Source organism: Amycolatopsis sp. NPDC051758 (assembly GCF_044453095.1).
In the GTDB taxonomy this organism is placed as follows: domain Bacteria; phylum Actinomycetota; class Actinomycetes; order Mycobacteriales; family Pseudonocardiaceae; genus Amycolatopsis.
This window is the reverse complement of sequence record NZ_JBITCJ010000002.1, coordinates 991,623-1,007,108: the sequence shown is the minus strand read 5'-3', so window position 1 is coordinate 1,007,108 and position 15,486 is coordinate 991,623. Positions and strand designations below refer to the sequence as shown.

Below are 15,486 nucleotides of genomic sequence, written 5' to 3'. Positions count from 1 at the left end.
CCGTCCTGAAGCCCGTCCCTCGCATCCTTTCCTCGTCGCGGCCGTCCGGGCCGTGGTGACCAAAGGAGGCGCATGGACAGCGCTGCATCCGCGATCGCGGTGACCGGGCTGCGCAAGGCGTTCGGCGACCGGGTCGTGCTCGACGATTTCACCGTGGACGTGCCCGCCGGGACGACCTTCGCCCTGCTGGGGCCGAACGGGGCCGGCAAGACCACCGCGGTGCGGATCCTCTCCACGCTGATCCGCGCGGACGGCGGGCAGGCCCGGATCGCGGGGCACGACCTGGCCACGGACCCGGACGCGGTGCGGGCCGCGATCGGGGTCACCGGCCAGTTCTCGGCCGTGGACGACCTGCTGACCGGCACCGAGAACCTGGTCCTGATGGCCGACCTGCACCACCTCGGCCGGGCCGAGGGCCGGCGGCGGGCCACCGAACTGCTCGACCGGTTCGACCTCGCCGAGGCGTCCGCGCGGCTCGCGTCGACCTACTCCGGGGGCATGCGCCGCCGCCTCGACCTGGCGATGACGCTGGTGGGCGAACCGCGCGTGATCTTCCTCGACGAGCCGACCGCCGGGCTCGACCCGCGCAGCCGCCACACGCTGTGGGAGATCATCCGGGACCTGGTCGCCGGCGGTGTCACGATCTTCCTGACCACCCAGTACCTGGCCGAGGCCGACGAGCTGGCCGACCGGATCGCGGTCCTCGACCGCGGCGAGATCGTCGCGATGGGGACCGCGAAGGAGCTGAAGCGCAGCGTCCCCGGCGGCCACGTGCGCCTCCAGTTCCGCGACGCCGCCGAGCTCGACGCGGCGGCTCGCGCGTTCGGAGAAGGGCGACGGGACGACGAAGCCGTCACCCTCGAAGTGCCCGGCGACGGCGGCGTCCGCGCTCTGCGGTCGGTGCTGGACCGCCTGGACCGTGCCGGGATCGAGGCCGGCGAGCTGACCGTGCACACTCCCGACCTCGACGACGTCTTCTTCGCCCTCACCGGCCACCCGACCACCCCGAAGGAGCCGGTCCGATGAGCGACACGACGACCATGGTGCGGCGCAACTTCCGCCACACGCTGCGCAACCCGAGCGCGATGGTCATGACCATCGCGCTGCCGGTGGTCCTCCTGCTGCTGTTCGTCGGTGTGTTCGGCGGCGCGCTGACCACCGGCCTCGGCCCAGCGGCGCAGGGGCGTGGTTACCTCGACTACCTCGTTGCCGGGATCCTCCTGATGACCGTGGGCTACGGGGCGACCACCACGGCGATGGCGGTCAACCGGGACATGACCGCGGGCATCATCGCCCGGTTCCGCACGATGGCGATCTCCCGCGCGTCGGTGCTGACCGGGCACGTCGTCGGCTCGGTCGTCCGCACGCTGGTCAGTGCGTGCCTGGTGGTCGTGGTCGCGCTGCTGCTGGGCTTCCGCCCGGGCGGGGACCCGCTCCGGTGGCTCGGCGCCTTCGGCCTGCTCGCCCTGCTGACGCTCGCCCTGACCTGGCTCGGCGTCGCCGTCGGGCTGGCCGCCAAGACCGCCGAGGGCACCGCGCCGTTCACGTTCGCCGTCCAGGTGCTGCCGTTCCTCAGCAGCGCGTTCGTGTCCCCGGACGCGATGTCCGGGGCGGTCCGCTGGTTCGCCGCGCACGAGCCGTTCACCCCGATCATCGACGCGCTGCGCGGGCTGCTGCTGGGCACCCCGGTGGCCGGGCACGGCCTGGTCGCCGTCGGCTGGTGTCTGGGTCTCGCGCTGGCGGGCTACTTCTGGGCGCGGGCGCTGTTCGGCCGCGATCCGAGCTGACCCCGGGAGCGCAGCGCCGCCACCGCCGCGGCGCGGAGGCCGTCGTGGTCCAGGCCGGCGTACGTCGAGACAGCTTCGGCGTACGCCGAGGGGTCGGCTTGGACGGCAACGTCCCGCAGCCGCGTGAGCGACATGGCCGGCTGGAACGACCGCTGCAGCCCGAACCGCTCGGCGAGGGCGATCAGGCGGACGCCCTCGGCCGTGGCGCCACGGCCGACGTCGGTGACGCCGAGGGCCACCAGAAGTGAGCCGCAGGCCGGGAACTCCACCACCGGCACCGAAGTGACCATTGTGGACAGTGGGCCGGGCAGGGCCGCGGTCAGGCCGTCGACGAGGTCCAGCCGGCCGTGCCGGGCGTGGGTGACCACGGCGACGGCCTGGACCTCCCACTGCCAGAGCCCGGCGCCGGTGGTGGCCCGCAGCTGGTCGGCGGCGTCGCGCCACAGGCGCAGCCCGCCGTCGACGTCCCCGCGGCTGAGCAGGATTTCGGCGCGGGAGCAGACGTCGAACATCGGCAGCTCGAGCGTCTCGTCTTCGCCCGCGCCCGGCTGCAGGCCCTGCTCGGCTTCGTCGAACGCGCCGCGCTGGAGGTTGGCCAGCACCTTCGCCCAGCGGGCGCGGGTGGAGGTGGATCGCGCGCCGAGCTCTTCGAGGAGCTTCAACGCGACATCGATGTGGCGCAGAGCCTCCTCCCCGGGCTCGACCTGGAGGCACAGCTCGCCGACGCGGGCGTGGGCGAGGGCCCGGGGGAGCGGGGTGCCTTCGTCGTCGAGCCGGTCGAGCATCCGGCGGGCCGCCCGCAGCGCGCCGTCGAGGTCGTTGGCGCTTTCCCGTTCGTAGCTGGCGACGTAGCCGGCCATGCCCGCGAGCATCGGCCGGTCGTCGTTGCACAGTCGGTGCAGCGCTTGGGGGTCCGGGGCGCACAACGCGGCCTGGATGGCGCGGACGGGGTCGTCCGGTGGTGCGGCGGGCAGCCGGCGGAGGGTGACCAGGGTGCGCCGGGCTTCCGCGGTGCGCATGAGGAGGCTGATCAGCGCGCCCAGCACGGCCGCGGTGCGGGTGGCTTCGAGGAAGGCGGGAGCCGGGCGGTAGTGCGACAGCAGCCAGGCGGTTTCCCGGGCCAGCGCGGTGAGCCGCGTGAAGTTCGACTCGGTGACCCACAGGCTGCCCAGGACGGCGGCGATCGCGGCGACGGCGGCCCCGTCGTCCCGGGCGAGCCCGTGGTGCAGGGCCAGCGCCAGGTTGTCCTCTTCGACCCGGATCCGGCCGGCGGCCTGGACGAGGTCGGGCCCGACGACCGAATCGTGGTGCGCCGTGCCGAAGTCCCGCGCCCAGGCGAGGAAACCGTCGAGGACACGGGCGGTTTCGCCGTCGACCTCCGCCCGGCGCGCCGCGCTGAACTCGCGCACCGTCTCCAGCATCCGGAACCGGGTGCCCGCGGTGTTGTCGACGGGTTCCAGCAGCGACTGGTCGACCAGCCGCTCGAGCACGGTGTCGTCGCCGAGCACGTGACGCGCGGCGTCGGCCGTGAAACCGCCGGGGAACACCGAAAGCGTGCGCATGGCGGCCCGGCCGGCGTCGTCGAGCAGGTGCCAGCTCCAGTCGATGACGGCGTGCAGCGTCCGGTGCCGGCCGGGCGCGTCCCGCGCGGTGCCGCGCAACAGGGCGAACCGGTCCGCCAGCCGATCGGTGATCTCGGCGACGGACAGCACCCGGACCCGCGCCGCGGCCAGCTCCACGGCGAGCGGCAGCCCCTCCAGCCGGGCACAGAGCTGCCGGACGGCCTCGGCGGGGAGGTCGGCGCCGGGCCGGACCGCGCGGGCCCGCTGGGTGAACAGCTCGGCGGCCACCGAGAGCGTGAGCACGGGCAAGGGGTAGACGGATTCGGACGACACGCCGAGCGGCGCCCGGCTGGTGGTGAGCACCCGCAGGCCGGCGCTCAGCGACACCAGGCCGTGGACGAGGTCCGCCGCGCCGCCGACCACGTGCTCGCAGTTGTCCAGCACCAGCAGCACCGGCCCGGTGCCGAGCGCTTCGGCGATCCCGGCGACGGTGCCACCGACCCCGAACCCGGCCGCGACCGCCGCCGCGACGTCCCCGTCCGCGGGCAGCCCGGCCAGCTCGACGAAGTGCACCACCCGCTGGTCGGCCCGCCGCCCGACGGCGTGCGCGAGCCGGGTCTTCCCGAGGCCGCCGGGACCGACGATCGACACGACCCGCGACGTCCGCAGCAGCGCGGTCACCGCGGTGAGGTCCTCGTCCCGGCCCAGCAGCGGGTTCGGCTCGTGCCGGAGGCCGTGCCGCTGCACCGGGGTGTCCGCGAGCAGCAGTTCACGGTGCAGTTCCCGCAAGGCGGGCCCGGGGTCGCTGCCCAGTTCGTCGCGCAGTGTCCGCCGGTGGTTCTCGTAGCGGGCCAGTGCGGTGGCCGGGCCGGCGATCGCGGCCTCGCAGCGCAGCAGCTCCAGCAGGATTTCCTCGTCGCGGGGCCGTTCCCGGGCCAGCTCGCCGAGGGGGCCGGCGGCTTCGGCGTGCCGGCCGAGTCTCGCCAGCGCGAGTGCGCGGGCGAGGCTGAGTGTCCGGTGCGTCGCGCTGCGGGCGGCCCGCAGAGCGGACAGCGGGTCGTCGCCGGTGGTGTCCTCACGCCCGTCGTACAACGCGAGCCCGGCTTCGGCGTGGTGGAGGGCCGCCGCGTGGTCACCCGTCCGGGCGGACTGCTCGCTCAGGGCCGCGTGCCGCACGACGGCCGACGTGTCGACCTGGTCTTCGGCCAACGCGAGGCGGTAGCCGGTCGGGGTGGTCACGATGACGTCGGGACCCAGGCGCGCCCGGGTGCGCGACACCAGGATCTGCAGCGCCTTGGCCGGGTGCTCGGGCCGGTCGTCCGGCCAGAGCCCGGCCACGAGCCGGTCCGCGCTGCAGCCGGTGCGCAGGTCCCCGGCGAGCAGCGCCAGCAGCGAGCCCGGCCGGGCGCCGGTGATCTCCCGGCCGCGGAAGGAGACCCGGGACAGCAGGGCCAGCTCGACGGTCACGAACCTCAGGCTATCCGGGCCGCGGGGCCGACACCGCGCGTGACCGCATCGAGGCGCGCCACACCCCGCGCCACGGCGACCAGCCCTGGTCGCCGTACTGGCCGGATGCCGGTGTTCGCCGGGGCGGGTGTGCCGGTCCGATGTGGATCGGGCATTGTTGTCGGCCGGGAGTGCAGCACGCCGTCGATCGGGGAGTCGAAGCTTGAGCACCACACCTGAATTCGCGATCCCGGACGTCGTCGACAGTCCCGTGACGGCGAAGCCGCCGTCCGGTTCGGCGGTGCGGTGGCTGCTGGCGCAACGGGTCGCCCCCGCGGGGCCGGAATCCGCCGAGGACCACGGGAAGCCGCAGTCGTGGTGGAAGGTCATGTGCCTCACCGGTGTCGACTACTTCTCAACTTTGTCCTATTTGCCGGGAATCGCCGCGCTCGCGGCCGGCGCGCTGTCGCCGTTGGCCACCCTGCTGATCGTCGCGCTGACGCTGCTGGGCATGCTGCCGATGTACCGGCGGGTCGCCCGCGAAAGCCCGCGCGGCCAGGGGTCGGTGGCGATGCTGGAGGACCTGCTGCCGTTCTGGCGCGGCAAGATCTTCGTGCTGGTGCTGCTGGGGTTCGTCGCGACGTCGTGGATCATCACGATCACGCTGTCGTCGGCGGACGCGTCCGTGCACCTGCTGGAGAACCCATACCTGCCCGGCTTCCTGCACGGGCACGCGGTGCTGATCACGGTCGTGCTGCTGCTGATCCTCGGCGGCGTCTTCCTGCTGGGCTTCAGCGAGGCGGTCGGCGTCGCCATCCCGCTCGTCGCGATCTTCCTGCTGCTCAACGCCGCCGTGGTGGTCGTGAGCGGCATCGACCTGTTCTCCGACGGCGCGGCGCTGTCCCGCTGGACGGACGCGCTCACCTCGGGCGGCGGCGGGTTCACCGGCATCGTCGGGCCGGCCGTGATCGCGTTCCCGGCGCTGGTGCTGGGGATGTCCGGGTTCGAGACCGGCGTCAGCATGATGCCGTTGGTCGCGGCCGAGGGCAAGACGGACGAGGAGCGCCTCGAGTCGCGCATCCGCAACACCCGCAAGCTGCTGACCCTCGCCGCGCTGATCATGTCGGTGTACCTGATCGCGACGAGCTTCATCACCACCGTCCTGATCCCCGCCGAGAAGTTCAAGGAAGGCGGCGAGGCGAACGGGCGGGCCATGGCCTACCTCGCGCACCAGGAGCTCGGTGAAGCCTTCGGCACGGTCTACGACGTCAGCAGCGTGCTGATCCTGTGGTTCGCCGGGGCGTCGGCGATGGCCGGGCTGATCAACATCGTGCCGCGGTACCTGCCCTCGTACGGGATGGCGCCGGAGTGGGGCCGCGCGGTCCGGCCGGTCGTCCTGGTCTACACGGTGATCAGCGTCCTGATCACGGTCGCGTTCGGCGCGGACGTCAACGCCCAGGCCGGCGCCTACGCGACCGGGATCCTCGCCATGATGGTCTCCGGCGCGGTCGCCGTCACGATCTCGTCGATCCGCCGCAAGCAGCACGCCGGCACCATCGGGTTCGCCGTGTTGACGCTGGTGCTGCTCTACGCGCTGGTCGAGAACGTCATCGAGAAGCCGGACGGCCTGGCCATCTCGGCGTTGTTCATCCTCGGCATCATCGTCGTGTCGCTGGTTTCGCGAGTGTCCCGGACGACGGAACTGCGCGCGGAGCGGATCGAGTTCGACGAGACGGCCCGCCGGTTCGTCACCGACTCGCTCGCCAACGACGGCGCGCTGCACATCATCGCCAACCGCCGCCAGGGTGGCGACCTCGCGGAGTATTCGGCGAAGGAAGCCGAGCAGCGGAGCATGAACCCGCTGCCCGGCACGGCGGACGTGCTCTTCCTCGAGATCGACGTCGTCGACCCGTCGGAGTTCAGCAACGTGCTCCAGGTGCGCGGTGTGGAGGTCGACGGTTACCGCATCCTGCGCGCCCAGAGCCCGGCGGCCCCGAACGCGATCGCGGCGGTCCTCCTGGCCCTGCGCGACGCGAGGGACGTGCTGCCGCAGTGCCACTTCGAGTGGTCGGAAGGCAACCCGCTCGGGCACTTGTTCCGGTACCTGATCCTCGGCCGCGGCGACACGGCGCCGGTGGTCCGCGAGATCCTGCGCACGACCGAGACCGACCCGGCCCGCCGCCCCGGCATTCACGTGGGCGGCTGACCGGGCCGGGCCGCCGTCAGTTCAGCTTGCGTGTGTCGGCGGGCAGGCCGCCGCCGGCGTAGACGTCTTCGGCCAGCTTCGCCAGGGCCGTCAGCGCGACGTTCTGGCTCCACGGCCCGTACGACACCCGCGAGACACCCAGTTCCTGTGCCCGGGCCAGCGGGATCGAGCCGGGGATGCCGATCAGGTTGACCTTGCGTTCGCCCAGCGCCTCGACGAGCTGCGTGACCTGGGCTTCGTCCAAGCGCCCCGGCACGAAGAAGTTGGACGCGCCCGCGTCGAGGTACGCGCGGCCGCGGGTGAGGGCCTCTTTCAGCGCCTCTTCGGGGTCGCCGACCTTGATGAACGCGTCAGTGCGGGCGTTGAGGACGAAGTCGACACCCGCCGACTGCGCGGCCGCGACGGCGGCTTCGACCGCCTTCACGGCTTCGTCCAGCGGCTTCATCTGGTCTTCGAGGTTCGCGCCGACGGCGCCGGCCTCGATCGCGCGGGTGATGGTGCCGCCCGGGTCGCCGTAGCCGGCTTCGAGGTCCGCGGTCACCGGCAGGTCGCCGGCGGTCCGGACGATCAGGGCGACCTCGGCGATCATCTCGTCGCGCGGGATCTTTTCGCCGTCCGGGTAGCCGCGCGAGGCGGCGATGCCGTGGCTGGGTGTCGCGAGCGCCTTCGTGCCCGGCGTTTCGGCGACGACCTTGGCGGTGATCGCGTCCCAGACGTTGACGACGAGCAGCAGCTCGGGCGCGGCGTGCAGCTCCTGCAGGAGGGTCGCCTTCTCGGCGGTGGAGGTCATGCCGCCAATCTAGGGGCCCGGCGCCGCCGGGACCCGACTTAAGTTCCGTCGGCCGGGTGAACTCTGGACCGCACCCGCCGGGTGCTGGTAGTCCTCTGCGCGTGACCATGGACACGATCGCCCTGCACAGTGTCAACCCGTGGGAAGTCTCCTTCCTCCGCGAGGAGGTCGGCGGCTACTTCGCCCACGGCGTCGAGCTCGCGCCCGGGGCGACCGTGCTCGACGTCGGCGCCAACGTCGGCGTCTTCTCCGCCGCCGTCTACGAGCGGCTCGACGGCGACGTGCGGATCTTCGCGTTCGAACCGCTGCCGCCCCTCTACGAGACCTTGGCCCGCAACGGCCGTGACTTCTTCGACGGCCGGCTGACCGCACTGCCGTTCGGCCTGGCCGCGGCCGAAGACGAGCTGGACTTCAGCTACTTCCCGGCCGCGACGATCTTTTCGTCCTCCCTGCGGGACGCCGGGAACGTCGAAGCCGAAAAGAAGCGGGTCACCGCCAGCATCGTCGAGATGATCCGCCAGGGCAGCCCGGCCGCCCGCCGCCTGCCCGGTCCGGTGCTGCGCGGCATCGTCGGCCGCAAGCTGCGGGTGATGCGGGAGCTCGAGACGCACCGGGTCCGCGTCCGGCCGCTGTCCCCGGTGCTCGACGAGCACCGTGTCGACCGGATCGACCTGCTCAAGGTCGACGTCGAAGGGGCCGAGCTTGACGTGCTGCGGGGCATCGAAGACCGGCACTGGCCGCTGGTGCGCCAGGCCGTCGTCGAGGTCGAAGGCTGGGAGCGCAACCGCGACCGCGTCCGCGAGGTGTTCACCGCGCACGGCTTCACCGTCGACGCGCAGCAGGACCAGGTCCAGCGGGCCGCCGACATCGGGATGGTGTTCGCCCTCCGGTGACCGTCACCAGCCCTCGGTCAGCACGCGGTCGAGGGCGTCGGCTCAGATGGGGTTCTGACGCTCACCGGGTGGTGTGGGCGCCGCCGTTGACGTGCAGGGTCTGCCCGGTGATGTGGCGCGCACCCGCGGAGGCCAGGAAGTACGTGGTTTCCGCGATGTCGCCGGGCTGTCCGGCGCGCCCGTTGTGGGTCGCATCGATCAGGGTCGTCCGCCGCTGGTCGCTGAGCCTCCCGCGGAAGAAGTCCGTCTCGGCGATGTAGCCGGGGGAAATCAGGTTCGCGGTCAGGCCCTTCGGGCCCACTTCGGACGACAGCCCGGCGGTCCACGCCGCGAGGGCGGCTTTTGCTGCGCCGTAAGAGGTTGCGGCGTACTCGGCGCCGATGGAACCGACGTTGACGATCGAGCCGCCCGGGCGCAGCTTGCCGAGCACGGCGGTGGTGGTGAGCACGGCGCTGAGCAGGTTGGCGTCCAGGTTCGCCCGCCACGCCTGCAGGACCTGCTCCAGGCCGGTTCCTTCCGTGGTGTCGAAGTCGGTGTTGCCGCCCGCCATGTTGACCACGACGTCGAGGTCCGGGCCCAGCTCGTCCGCCAGCCGCGCGACCTGCGCCGGGTCGGTGCCGTCGCAGGGGATCGGCCGGACGTCGAGTTCGGCGGCCGTGCGGGTGAGGCGCCCGGTGTCGCGCCCGGTGACGACCACGGTGTCGCCGTCCGCGCGGAACCGGGCGGCCACCGCCTTGCCGAGCCCGTTGCTCCCGCCGGTGACCAGCACGATTCGTGTCACGAGATGTCCTCCTCTGCTATGTTTAGCTCTAAACGTAGCAACGAGGGGACGAGGATGTCCAACGATCCCGGGGCCGACGGCTACCCGCTGGAGGCGATCCTGCGGTGGCCCGCCGCCGACATCGCCGCGTCGTGGCAGCGTGAACTCCCCGGCGTGCGCACCGGGTCGATCGAGATCATCACGCCGGTCTGGCGCATCGCGAAGCTCCTCGCCGACGACCGGCGGCGCACCCTGGCCGAACTGGGGATCGATCCGTCCACTTTGGACCTGCTGAGCGTGATCCGGCGGGCCGGGCCGCCGTACGAGCTCACCACCCGGGAGATCACCCGCCGGACGCTGGTCACCGCGGGGGCGATTTCGCAGCGCATCACCCGGGCCGAGCAGGCCGGGCTCGTCGAACGGTCGCCGTCACCGGTGTCGCGGCGCGCGGTCGCCGTCCGGCTCACCGAAGCCGGTCACGAGCTGATCGAAAGCACCGTGCGTCAGTTGCTCGAGCACGAAGCGGACCTGATCGCCGCGCTCACGGCCGCCGAGCACGACGCCCTGACCGGCTTGCTCGCCAAGCTAGAGGCGACGCTGAGCGGTCCCGACGTGGCATCATGACGCTGGCTTCGATCGGTGAGCCGAACGGAGGACCGGCAAAATGTACGCTTTACCGAACGGCAGGCAGAACGTGGCAGAAGACGGCGGGCCGTCCATCCGGGACATGCTGGCGGTGAACCTGCGGGCCGCGCGGGCGACGCGCGGGCTCTCGCTGTCGGAGCTGTCGCGCCGCTCGGGGATCGGCAAGGCGACGCTGTCGCAGCTCGAGGCGGGCACCGGCAACCCGACCATCGAGACCGTGTTCAGCCTGTCCCGGGCCCTCGAGGTGGCGATCTCCGACCTGCTCGACCACCGGCCGCGCGGCGGTCTGACCGTGGTGCGCGCCGCCGACGTCGAGGTGCTCCGCGGCGAGGGTGTCGACCTGCGGCCGCTGCGCCGGATCGAGGCCGAGAACAGCGTGTTCGAGGTGTACGACCAGCTGGTCCGCGGGGACGCGCCGCAGCGTTCGCAGGGGCATGTCGGGGTTGAGCACACCGTCGTGCAGACCGGCGAGCTGCGGGTCGAGGTGGCCGGCCGGACCGTGGACCTCGGTCCCGGGGACTACGTCGCGTTCGACGCCCGCGAGCCGCACAGCTACACCGCCGTTTCGGCGCCGGTGCATTCGGTGCTCCTGCTGCAGTACCGCGCGGACGAGCGGCTCGACGGCCGGCCGCACCCGGTGCTGCAGGATTGACACCCTTCCCGGCCGAGATCTACGCTCCGATCGTTCGCTTTACCGAACGCTGGAGGGTCGATGAACCGAACGCGGGTGGTGGTGATCGGCGCCGGGGTCGTCGGCGCGGCGTGCGCCCGTGAGCTGAGCCTGGCCGGCTTCGACGTCCTGGTCGTCGACCGCGGCCGTCCCGCGGGTGGCACCACCTCGCACGGTGAAGGCAACCTGCTCGTCTCGGACAAGGAGCCCGGGCCGGAACTCTCCCTGGCGCAGCTGTCGAACCGCCTGTGGCCGGAAATCGCGGCCGACCTGGGCGACGCGTGCGAGTTCGACCCGAAGGGCGGCATCGTTGTCGCCACCACCGAAGCCGGGGCTGGTGTTCTGACGGCGTTCGCCGCGGCACAGGCAGCGGCCGGGGTGCTGACCGAGCCACTGTCGGCGGCAGAACTCGCGGCGGCCGAACCGGCCCTGACACGCGAGGTGACGGCCGCCATCCGCTACCCGGAAGACGCGCAGGTCCAGCCGGCCGGCGCCACTCTGGCCCTGCTGCGCGCGGCCCCCGGTGTCCGATTGCGGGTGGACACCGAAGTGATCGGAGCTGTGGTGACCGGCGGCCGGATCACCGGAGTCCGCGTGCCGGGCGAGGTGCTCGATGCGGACGTCGTGGTGAACGCGGCGGGCCCGTGGTCGGGACTGGTCTCGGGCGTGTTGGGCGCGCCGATCGCGGTCCGCCCCCGGCGCGGCGAGGTGCTGGTGACCACCCCGATGCCGGGAGTGGTCCGCCACAAGGTCTACGACGCGGACTACGTCGGCGCGGTCGGCACGGACTCCGGCGGCTTGCAGACCTCGGCGGTGGTCGAGTCGACCCGGGGCGGGACCGTGCTGATCGGCTCGTCGCGCCGTCGGGTGGGTTTTGATGACAGCTTGAGCCCGCACGTGCTGAGCGTGATCGCGGCCAAGGCGCTGCGGCTGTTCCCGAGCCTGGCGGACGCGGCGGTGATGCGCGCGTACGGCGGGTTCCGGCCCTATTTGGACGATCACCTGCCGGTGCTGGGGGAGGACCCGCGGGTGGGAGGTCTCTGGCATGCGACGGGCCATGAGGGTGCGGGGATCGGCTTGAGTGTGGGGACGGCTCGGTTGTTGCGGGAGTTGCTGACGGGGGCGGAGCCTTCGATGCCGGTCGGGGAGTTCACTGTGGACCGTCCGGCGGTGCTGGCGGAGGTGGCGGCATGAGCGGCTACCTCCTGCCTCGCGACCGCGACCCCATCGGCCGCACCGACACCCCGATCCAGATCACCGTCGATGGCACTCCGGTCCCCGGCATCGCGGGCCAGACCGTCGCCGGCATCCTCCTCGCCGCCGGCCGGACCTCCTGGCGCACCACCCGCTCCGGCGCCCCGCGCGGGGTCTTTTGCGGCATCGGCGCCTGCTTCGACTGCCTCCTCACCGTGAACGGCGTCCCCGACGTCCGGGCCTGCCGCCGCCGGGCCGCCGACGGGGATGAAATCCGGACCCAGTCCCGGCAGGAGGGCGCATGACCCAGGTCCTGATCATCGGTGCCGGGCCCGCCGGGCTCGCCGCCGCCGAACATGCCCTTGAAGCCGGCGCTGAAGTCACCGTTCTCGACCAGGCCGACGCTCCCGGCGGGCAGTATCACCGGATGCCGCCCGAGACCTACGCGACGCGGCATCCCCGCCGCTGGGCCGAGCTGCTCGGCCGCTGCACCTGGTGGCCCGAAAGCACCGTCTGGGCGCTCGAAAACAGAAAAGTGCACGTCCTGCGTGGACAACCCGACGGAACCGGACGCCGGAAGCACACGATCGAACCCGACGCGCTTGTCCTCGCCACCGGCGCGCACGACCGCACCCTGCCGTTCCCCGGCTGGCAGCTCCCCGGCGTCTTCACCGCGGGCGCCGCGCAGGCACTGGCCAAGGGGGAGCGCGTCGCCGTCGGGCGGCGGGTGCTCGTCGCCGGGGCCGGGCCCTTCCTGCTGCCGGTTGCCGAGTCGCTTCTCCAGGTCGAGGCCGACGTCGTGGCCGTGATGGAAGCCAACCCCGCGACCACCGTCCTCAAAGGATGGGGATTCCCCACTGCCAAAGCCGGCGAACTGGCCCGCTACGCCCTCACGCTCGCCCGCCACCGCGTCCCGTACCACTTCGGCCGCGTGGTTGTCGAAGCGCGCGGTGACGACCGGGTCCGCGAAGTTGTCACCGCCCGCGTCCGCGCGGACTGGTCGGTGGTGCCCGGCACCGAACGGACCTACGAGGTCGACGCCGTCTGTGTCGGGCACGGCTTCACGCCGCAACCCGAACTCGCCGTCGCGGCCGGGTGCCTGCTCGACAACGGGTTCGTCCGCGTCGGTGACGACCAGCGCACCACGGTCACCGACGTTTTCGCCGCCGGGGAGATCACCGGAATCGGAGGCGCGGAAGCCGCCGCCGCTGAAGGCGCGGTCGCCGGGTGTGCTGCCGCCGGTGGCACACTGAGCCGTGAACTGCGAAACCGGCGTGATCGAGCACGCGCGTTCGCGAAACGGCTCGCCCGAGCCCATCCGATCGGCGCCGCCTGGCCCGGGTGGCTGCACGACAACACGATCATCTGCCGCTGCGAGGAAACCACCTACGGCGCCCTGAAGGACGCAATCGGGTCCGGCCCGCACGCGCTCAAGCTCGGCACCCGGGCCGGGCTCGGCCCCTGCCAAGGCCGGATCTGCGGCCCCACCGTCGCCGAACTCTGCGGGGGCGCCGAGCGCCACCACCGTCCGATCGCCCAGCCGATCCGCCTGGGCGAGCTCGCCGATCCGAAGGAGACCCACCCATGAGCACCCGCGACCTCGGGGGCGTGGTCGTCGCCGCCGCGTTGCCCTACCGGCCCGACGACGCGGCCCCGGCCGGGCTGGCCGTCGACTACGACGCCTACGCCGAGCACTGCCGCTGGCTCGTCGAGAACGGCTGCCGCGGGGTCGGCCCGAACGGCTCCCTCGGGGAGTACTCCTCGCTCACCGACGTCGAACGCCGCCGTGTCGCCCGCACCGCGATCGAAGCCGTCGGGTCCGACGGGATCGTGGTGGTCGGCGTCCACGGCCCCGGCGCGCACCAGGCCAGGTACTGGGCCGAAGCCGCCGCCGAAGACGGCGCGCACGGTGTGCTCTGCCTCCCGCCGACGCTCTACCGCGCCAACCACGGCGAAGTGCTCGCCCACTTCGAGGCGGTGGCGTCGGCCGGGCTGCCCGTGATGGTCTACAACAACCCCTTCGACACCAAGGTCGACCTCACGCCCGGCCTGCTGGCCGAGATCGCGCAGATCGACAACGTCGTCGCCGTCAAGGAGTTCTCCGGTGACGTCCGGCGAGTGCTGGAGATCCGCGAGCGGGCGCCGGAGCTGGCCGTGATCAGCGGCGCCGACGACGTTGTCCTGGAAAGCCTCCTGATGGGCGCGACCGGCTGGTTCGCCGGCTTTCCCAACGTGTTCCCGGCCGAGTCGGCGCGCCTGTTCGAGCTCGCCACCGCCGGCAAGCTCGACGAGGCCCGGGCGCTGTACGAGCCGCTGGTGGCCGCGTTCCGCTGGGACTCGCGCACCGAGTTCGTCCAGGCCATCAAACTCGGGATGGACATGGTCGGCCGCTACGGCGGGCCCTGCCGCCCACCGCGCGGCCCGCTGTCGGCGGCGCAGGACGAGCAGGTCCGCGCCGACATGGGCCGCGCGCTGACCGCGCTGGGGGTGGGGTAGGTGCGGTCCTCACGCGCGATCACGGCGGTCGACTCGCACACCGAAGGCATGCCGACCCGGGTGGTGACCGGCGGGGTCGGCACGATCCCCGGCGACACGATGGCCGAGCGCCGCCGGTACTTCATGGCGCACCTGGACCACATCCGGCAGTTCCTGATGCACGAGCCGCGCGGCCACTCGGCGATGAGCGGCGCGATCCTGCAGCCGCCCTGCCGCGACGACGCCGACTGGGGTGTTGTCTACATCGAGGTCTCCGGCTGCCTGCCGATGTGCGGCCACGGCACCATCGGCGTCGCGACCGTGCTGGTGGAGACCGGCATGGTCGAGGTGACCGAGCCGAAGACCGTGGTGCGCCTGGACACCCCGGCCGGGCTGGTGCACGCCGAGGTCGACGTCCGCGACGGCCGCGCCGAGCGGGTCAAGCTCCGCAACGTCCCGTCGTTCCTCGCCGAGCGGGACGCCGTGGTGGAAGTACCTGGCCTCGGCGAGGTGCGTTACGATCTCGCCTACGGCGGCAACTTCTACGCCATCCTCGAACTGTCCCAAGTGGACATCCCGTTCGACCGGTCCGAAAAGGACCGGATCCTCGGCGCCGGCCTGGCGATCATGGGCGCGATCAACGAGCAGCGGCCGCCGAAGCACCCGGCCGACCCGCTGATCGGCGGCTGCAAGCACGTCCAGTTCCTCGCCCCGGGCTCGGACGCGAGGGCGTCCCGGAACGCCATGGCGATCCACCCCGGCTGGTTCGACCGGTCACCGTGCGGCACCGGCACGTCCGCCCGGATGGCCCAGCTGCACGCTCGCGGTGAACTGCCGCTGCACACACCGTTCGAGAACAGTTCCTTCATCGGGACGACATTCACCGGCGAGCTGGTCGGCGAAACGACGGTCGGGGATGTTCCGGCGGTGATCCCGGAGTTCTCGGGCCGGGCCTGGATCACCGGGACTGCCACCTACCTGCTTGATCCCGATGACCCGTTCCCGGCCGGCTTCGTCCTCTAGGTGGTTGAGCCGCCACTACCGGTCCAGGACGTGGG

Annotated in this window: 14 protein-coding genes; 11 read left to right on the top strand and 3 right to left on the bottom strand. The window is 72.4% G+C overall.

Annotated elements, in window-relative coordinates; translation table 11 throughout:
• Positions 1-72 precede the first annotated feature (72 nt).
• Entirely contained in the window at positions 73-1,026 is a 954-nt protein-coding gene (locus tag ACIA5G_RS13670) for an ATP-binding cassette domain-containing protein (protein WP_395923138.1), read from the top strand.
• On the top strand, positions 1,023-1,787 hold the full coding sequence (locus ACIA5G_RS13665) for an ABC transporter permease (protein WP_395923137.1): 765 nt from the start codon (positions 1,023-1,025) through the stop codon (positions 1,785-1,787). Before ACIA5G_RS13670 ends, ACIA5G_RS13665 begins: the two co-directional genes overlap by 4 nt.
• On the opposite strand, the gene ACIA5G_RS13660 is transcribed toward ACIA5G_RS13665, so the two are convergent.
• On the bottom strand, positions 1,745-4,816 hold the full coding sequence (locus ACIA5G_RS13660; RefSeq protein ID WP_395923136.1) for an ATP-binding protein: 3,072 nt from the start codon (positions 4,814-4,816) through the stop codon (positions 1,745-1,747). The genes ACIA5G_RS13665 and ACIA5G_RS13660 overlap by 43 nt on opposite strands.
• A 202-nt stretch (positions 4,817-5,018) precedes the next feature.
• Here ACIA5G_RS13660 and ACIA5G_RS13655 point away from each other — a divergent pair, with 202 nt between their 5' ends.
• Positions 5,019-7,001: an amino acid transporter gene (locus ACIA5G_RS13655; protein ID WP_395923135.1), complete on the top strand. Its 1,983-nt coding sequence runs from the start codon at positions 5,019-5,021 to the stop codon at positions 6,999-7,001.
• A 16-nt stretch (positions 7,002-7,017) separates the two neighbouring features.
• On the opposite strand, the gene ACIA5G_RS13650 is transcribed toward ACIA5G_RS13655, so the two are convergent.
• Positions 7,018-7,791 (bottom strand): isocitrate lyase/phosphoenolpyruvate mutase family protein, encoded by a 774-nt coding sequence (locus tag ACIA5G_RS13650; RefSeq protein WP_395923134.1) that lies wholly within the window; start codon positions 7,789-7,791, stop codon positions 7,018-7,020.
• 107 nt (positions 7,792-7,898) lie between these two features.
• On the opposite strand from ACIA5G_RS13650, the gene ACIA5G_RS13645 reads away from it, so the two are divergent.
• The gene (locus ACIA5G_RS13645; RefSeq protein ID WP_395923518.1) at positions 7,899-8,684 is read left to right on the top strand and encodes an FkbM family methyltransferase; all 786 of its coding nucleotides are present in this window, start codon (positions 7,899-7,901) and stop codon (positions 8,682-8,684) included.
• Positions 8,685-8,745: 61 nt separating this feature from the next.
• Here ACIA5G_RS13645 and ACIA5G_RS13640 read toward each other — a convergent pair whose 3' ends face one another.
• Positions 8,746-9,465, bottom strand: a complete 720-nt coding sequence (locus ACIA5G_RS13640; RefSeq protein ID WP_395923132.1) for an SDR family NAD(P)-dependent oxidoreductase — start codon at positions 9,463-9,465, stop codon at positions 8,746-8,748.
• 54 nt (positions 9,466-9,519) lie between these two features.
• Between ACIA5G_RS13640 and ACIA5G_RS13635 the strand changes: the two genes are divergently transcribed.
• The 7 genes from ACIA5G_RS13635 to ACIA5G_RS13605 are packed head-to-tail and all read left to right on the top strand — an operon-like array spanning position 9,520 to position 15,451.
• Complete coding sequence (locus ACIA5G_RS13635; protein ID WP_395923131.1) at positions 9,520-10,068, top strand: MarR family winged helix-turn-helix transcriptional regulator; 549 nt, start codon at positions 9,520-9,522, stop codon at positions 10,066-10,068.
• Between the two features lie 40 nt (positions 10,069-10,108).
• Positions 10,109-10,741, top strand: coding sequence for a helix-turn-helix domain-containing protein (locus tag ACIA5G_RS13630; RefSeq protein WP_395923129.1), 633 nt, complete (start codon positions 10,109-10,111; stop codon positions 10,739-10,741).
• Positions 10,742-10,801: 60 nt separating this feature from the next.
• The gene (locus tag ACIA5G_RS13625) at positions 10,802-11,953 is read left to right on the top strand and encodes an NAD(P)/FAD-dependent oxidoreductase (RefSeq protein ID WP_395923128.1); all 1,152 of its coding nucleotides are present in this window, start codon (positions 10,802-10,804) and stop codon (positions 11,951-11,953) included.
• Positions 11,950-12,258, top strand: a complete 309-nt coding sequence (locus ACIA5G_RS13620) for a (2Fe-2S)-binding protein (protein ID WP_395923127.1) — start codon at positions 11,950-11,952, stop codon at positions 12,256-12,258. The genes ACIA5G_RS13625 and ACIA5G_RS13620 overlap by 4 nt, the downstream gene beginning before the upstream one ends.
• Positions 12,255-13,541, top strand: a complete 1,287-nt coding sequence (locus tag ACIA5G_RS13615; RefSeq protein WP_395923126.1) for an NAD(P)/FAD-dependent oxidoreductase — start codon at positions 12,255-12,257, stop codon at positions 13,539-13,541. The genes ACIA5G_RS13620 and ACIA5G_RS13615 overlap by 4 nt, the downstream gene beginning before the upstream one ends.
• Complete coding sequence (locus tag ACIA5G_RS13610; RefSeq protein WP_395923125.1) at positions 13,538-14,449, top strand: dihydrodipicolinate synthase family protein; 912 nt, start codon at positions 13,538-13,540, stop codon at positions 14,447-14,449. Before ACIA5G_RS13615 ends, ACIA5G_RS13610 begins: the two co-directional genes overlap by 4 nt.
• Entirely contained in the window at positions 14,450-15,451 is a 1,002-nt protein-coding gene (locus ACIA5G_RS13605; RefSeq protein WP_395923123.1) for a proline racemase family protein, read from the top strand.
• Positions 15,452-15,486 lie beyond the last annotated feature (35 nt).

Bases quoted from the DNA above. Each gene is read 5' to 3' on its own strand.
- ACIA5G_RS13625 (WP_395923128.1), top strand. From the start codon at position 10,802: ATGAACCGAACGCGGGTGGTGGTGATCGGCGCCGGGGTCGTCGGCGCG.
- ACIA5G_RS13645 (WP_395923518.1), top strand. From the start codon at position 7,899: ATGGACACGATCGCCCTGCACAGTGTCAACCCGTGGGAAGTCTCCTTC.
- ACIA5G_RS13630 (WP_395923129.1), top strand. From the start codon at position 10,109: ATGTACGCTTTACCGAACGGCAGGCAGAACGTGGCAGAAGACGGCGGG.
- ACIA5G_RS13665 (WP_395923137.1), top strand. From the start codon at position 1,023: ATGAGCGACACGACGACCATGGTGCGGCGCAACTTCCGCCACACGCTG.
- ACIA5G_RS13620 (WP_395923127.1), top strand. From the start codon at position 11,950: ATGAGCGGCTACCTCCTGCCTCGCGACCGCGACCCCATCGGCCGCACC.
- ACIA5G_RS13650 (WP_395923134.1), bottom strand. From the start codon at position 7,791: ATGACCTCCACCGCCGAGAAGGCGACCCTCCTGCAGGAGCTGCACGCC.
- ACIA5G_RS13615 (WP_395923126.1), top strand. From the start codon at position 12,255: ATGACCCAGGTCCTGATCATCGGTGCCGGGCCCGCCGGGCTCGCCGCC.
- ACIA5G_RS13635 (WP_395923131.1), top strand. From the start codon at position 9,520: ATGTCCAACGATCCCGGGGCCGACGGCTACCCGCTGGAGGCGATCCTG.
- ACIA5G_RS13670 (WP_395923138.1), top strand. From the start codon at position 73: ATGGACAGCGCTGCATCCGCGATCGCGGTGACCGGGCTGCGCAAGGCG.
- ACIA5G_RS13610 (WP_395923125.1), top strand. From the start codon at position 13,538: ATGAGCACCCGCGACCTCGGGGGCGTGGTCGTCGCCGCCGCGTTGCCC.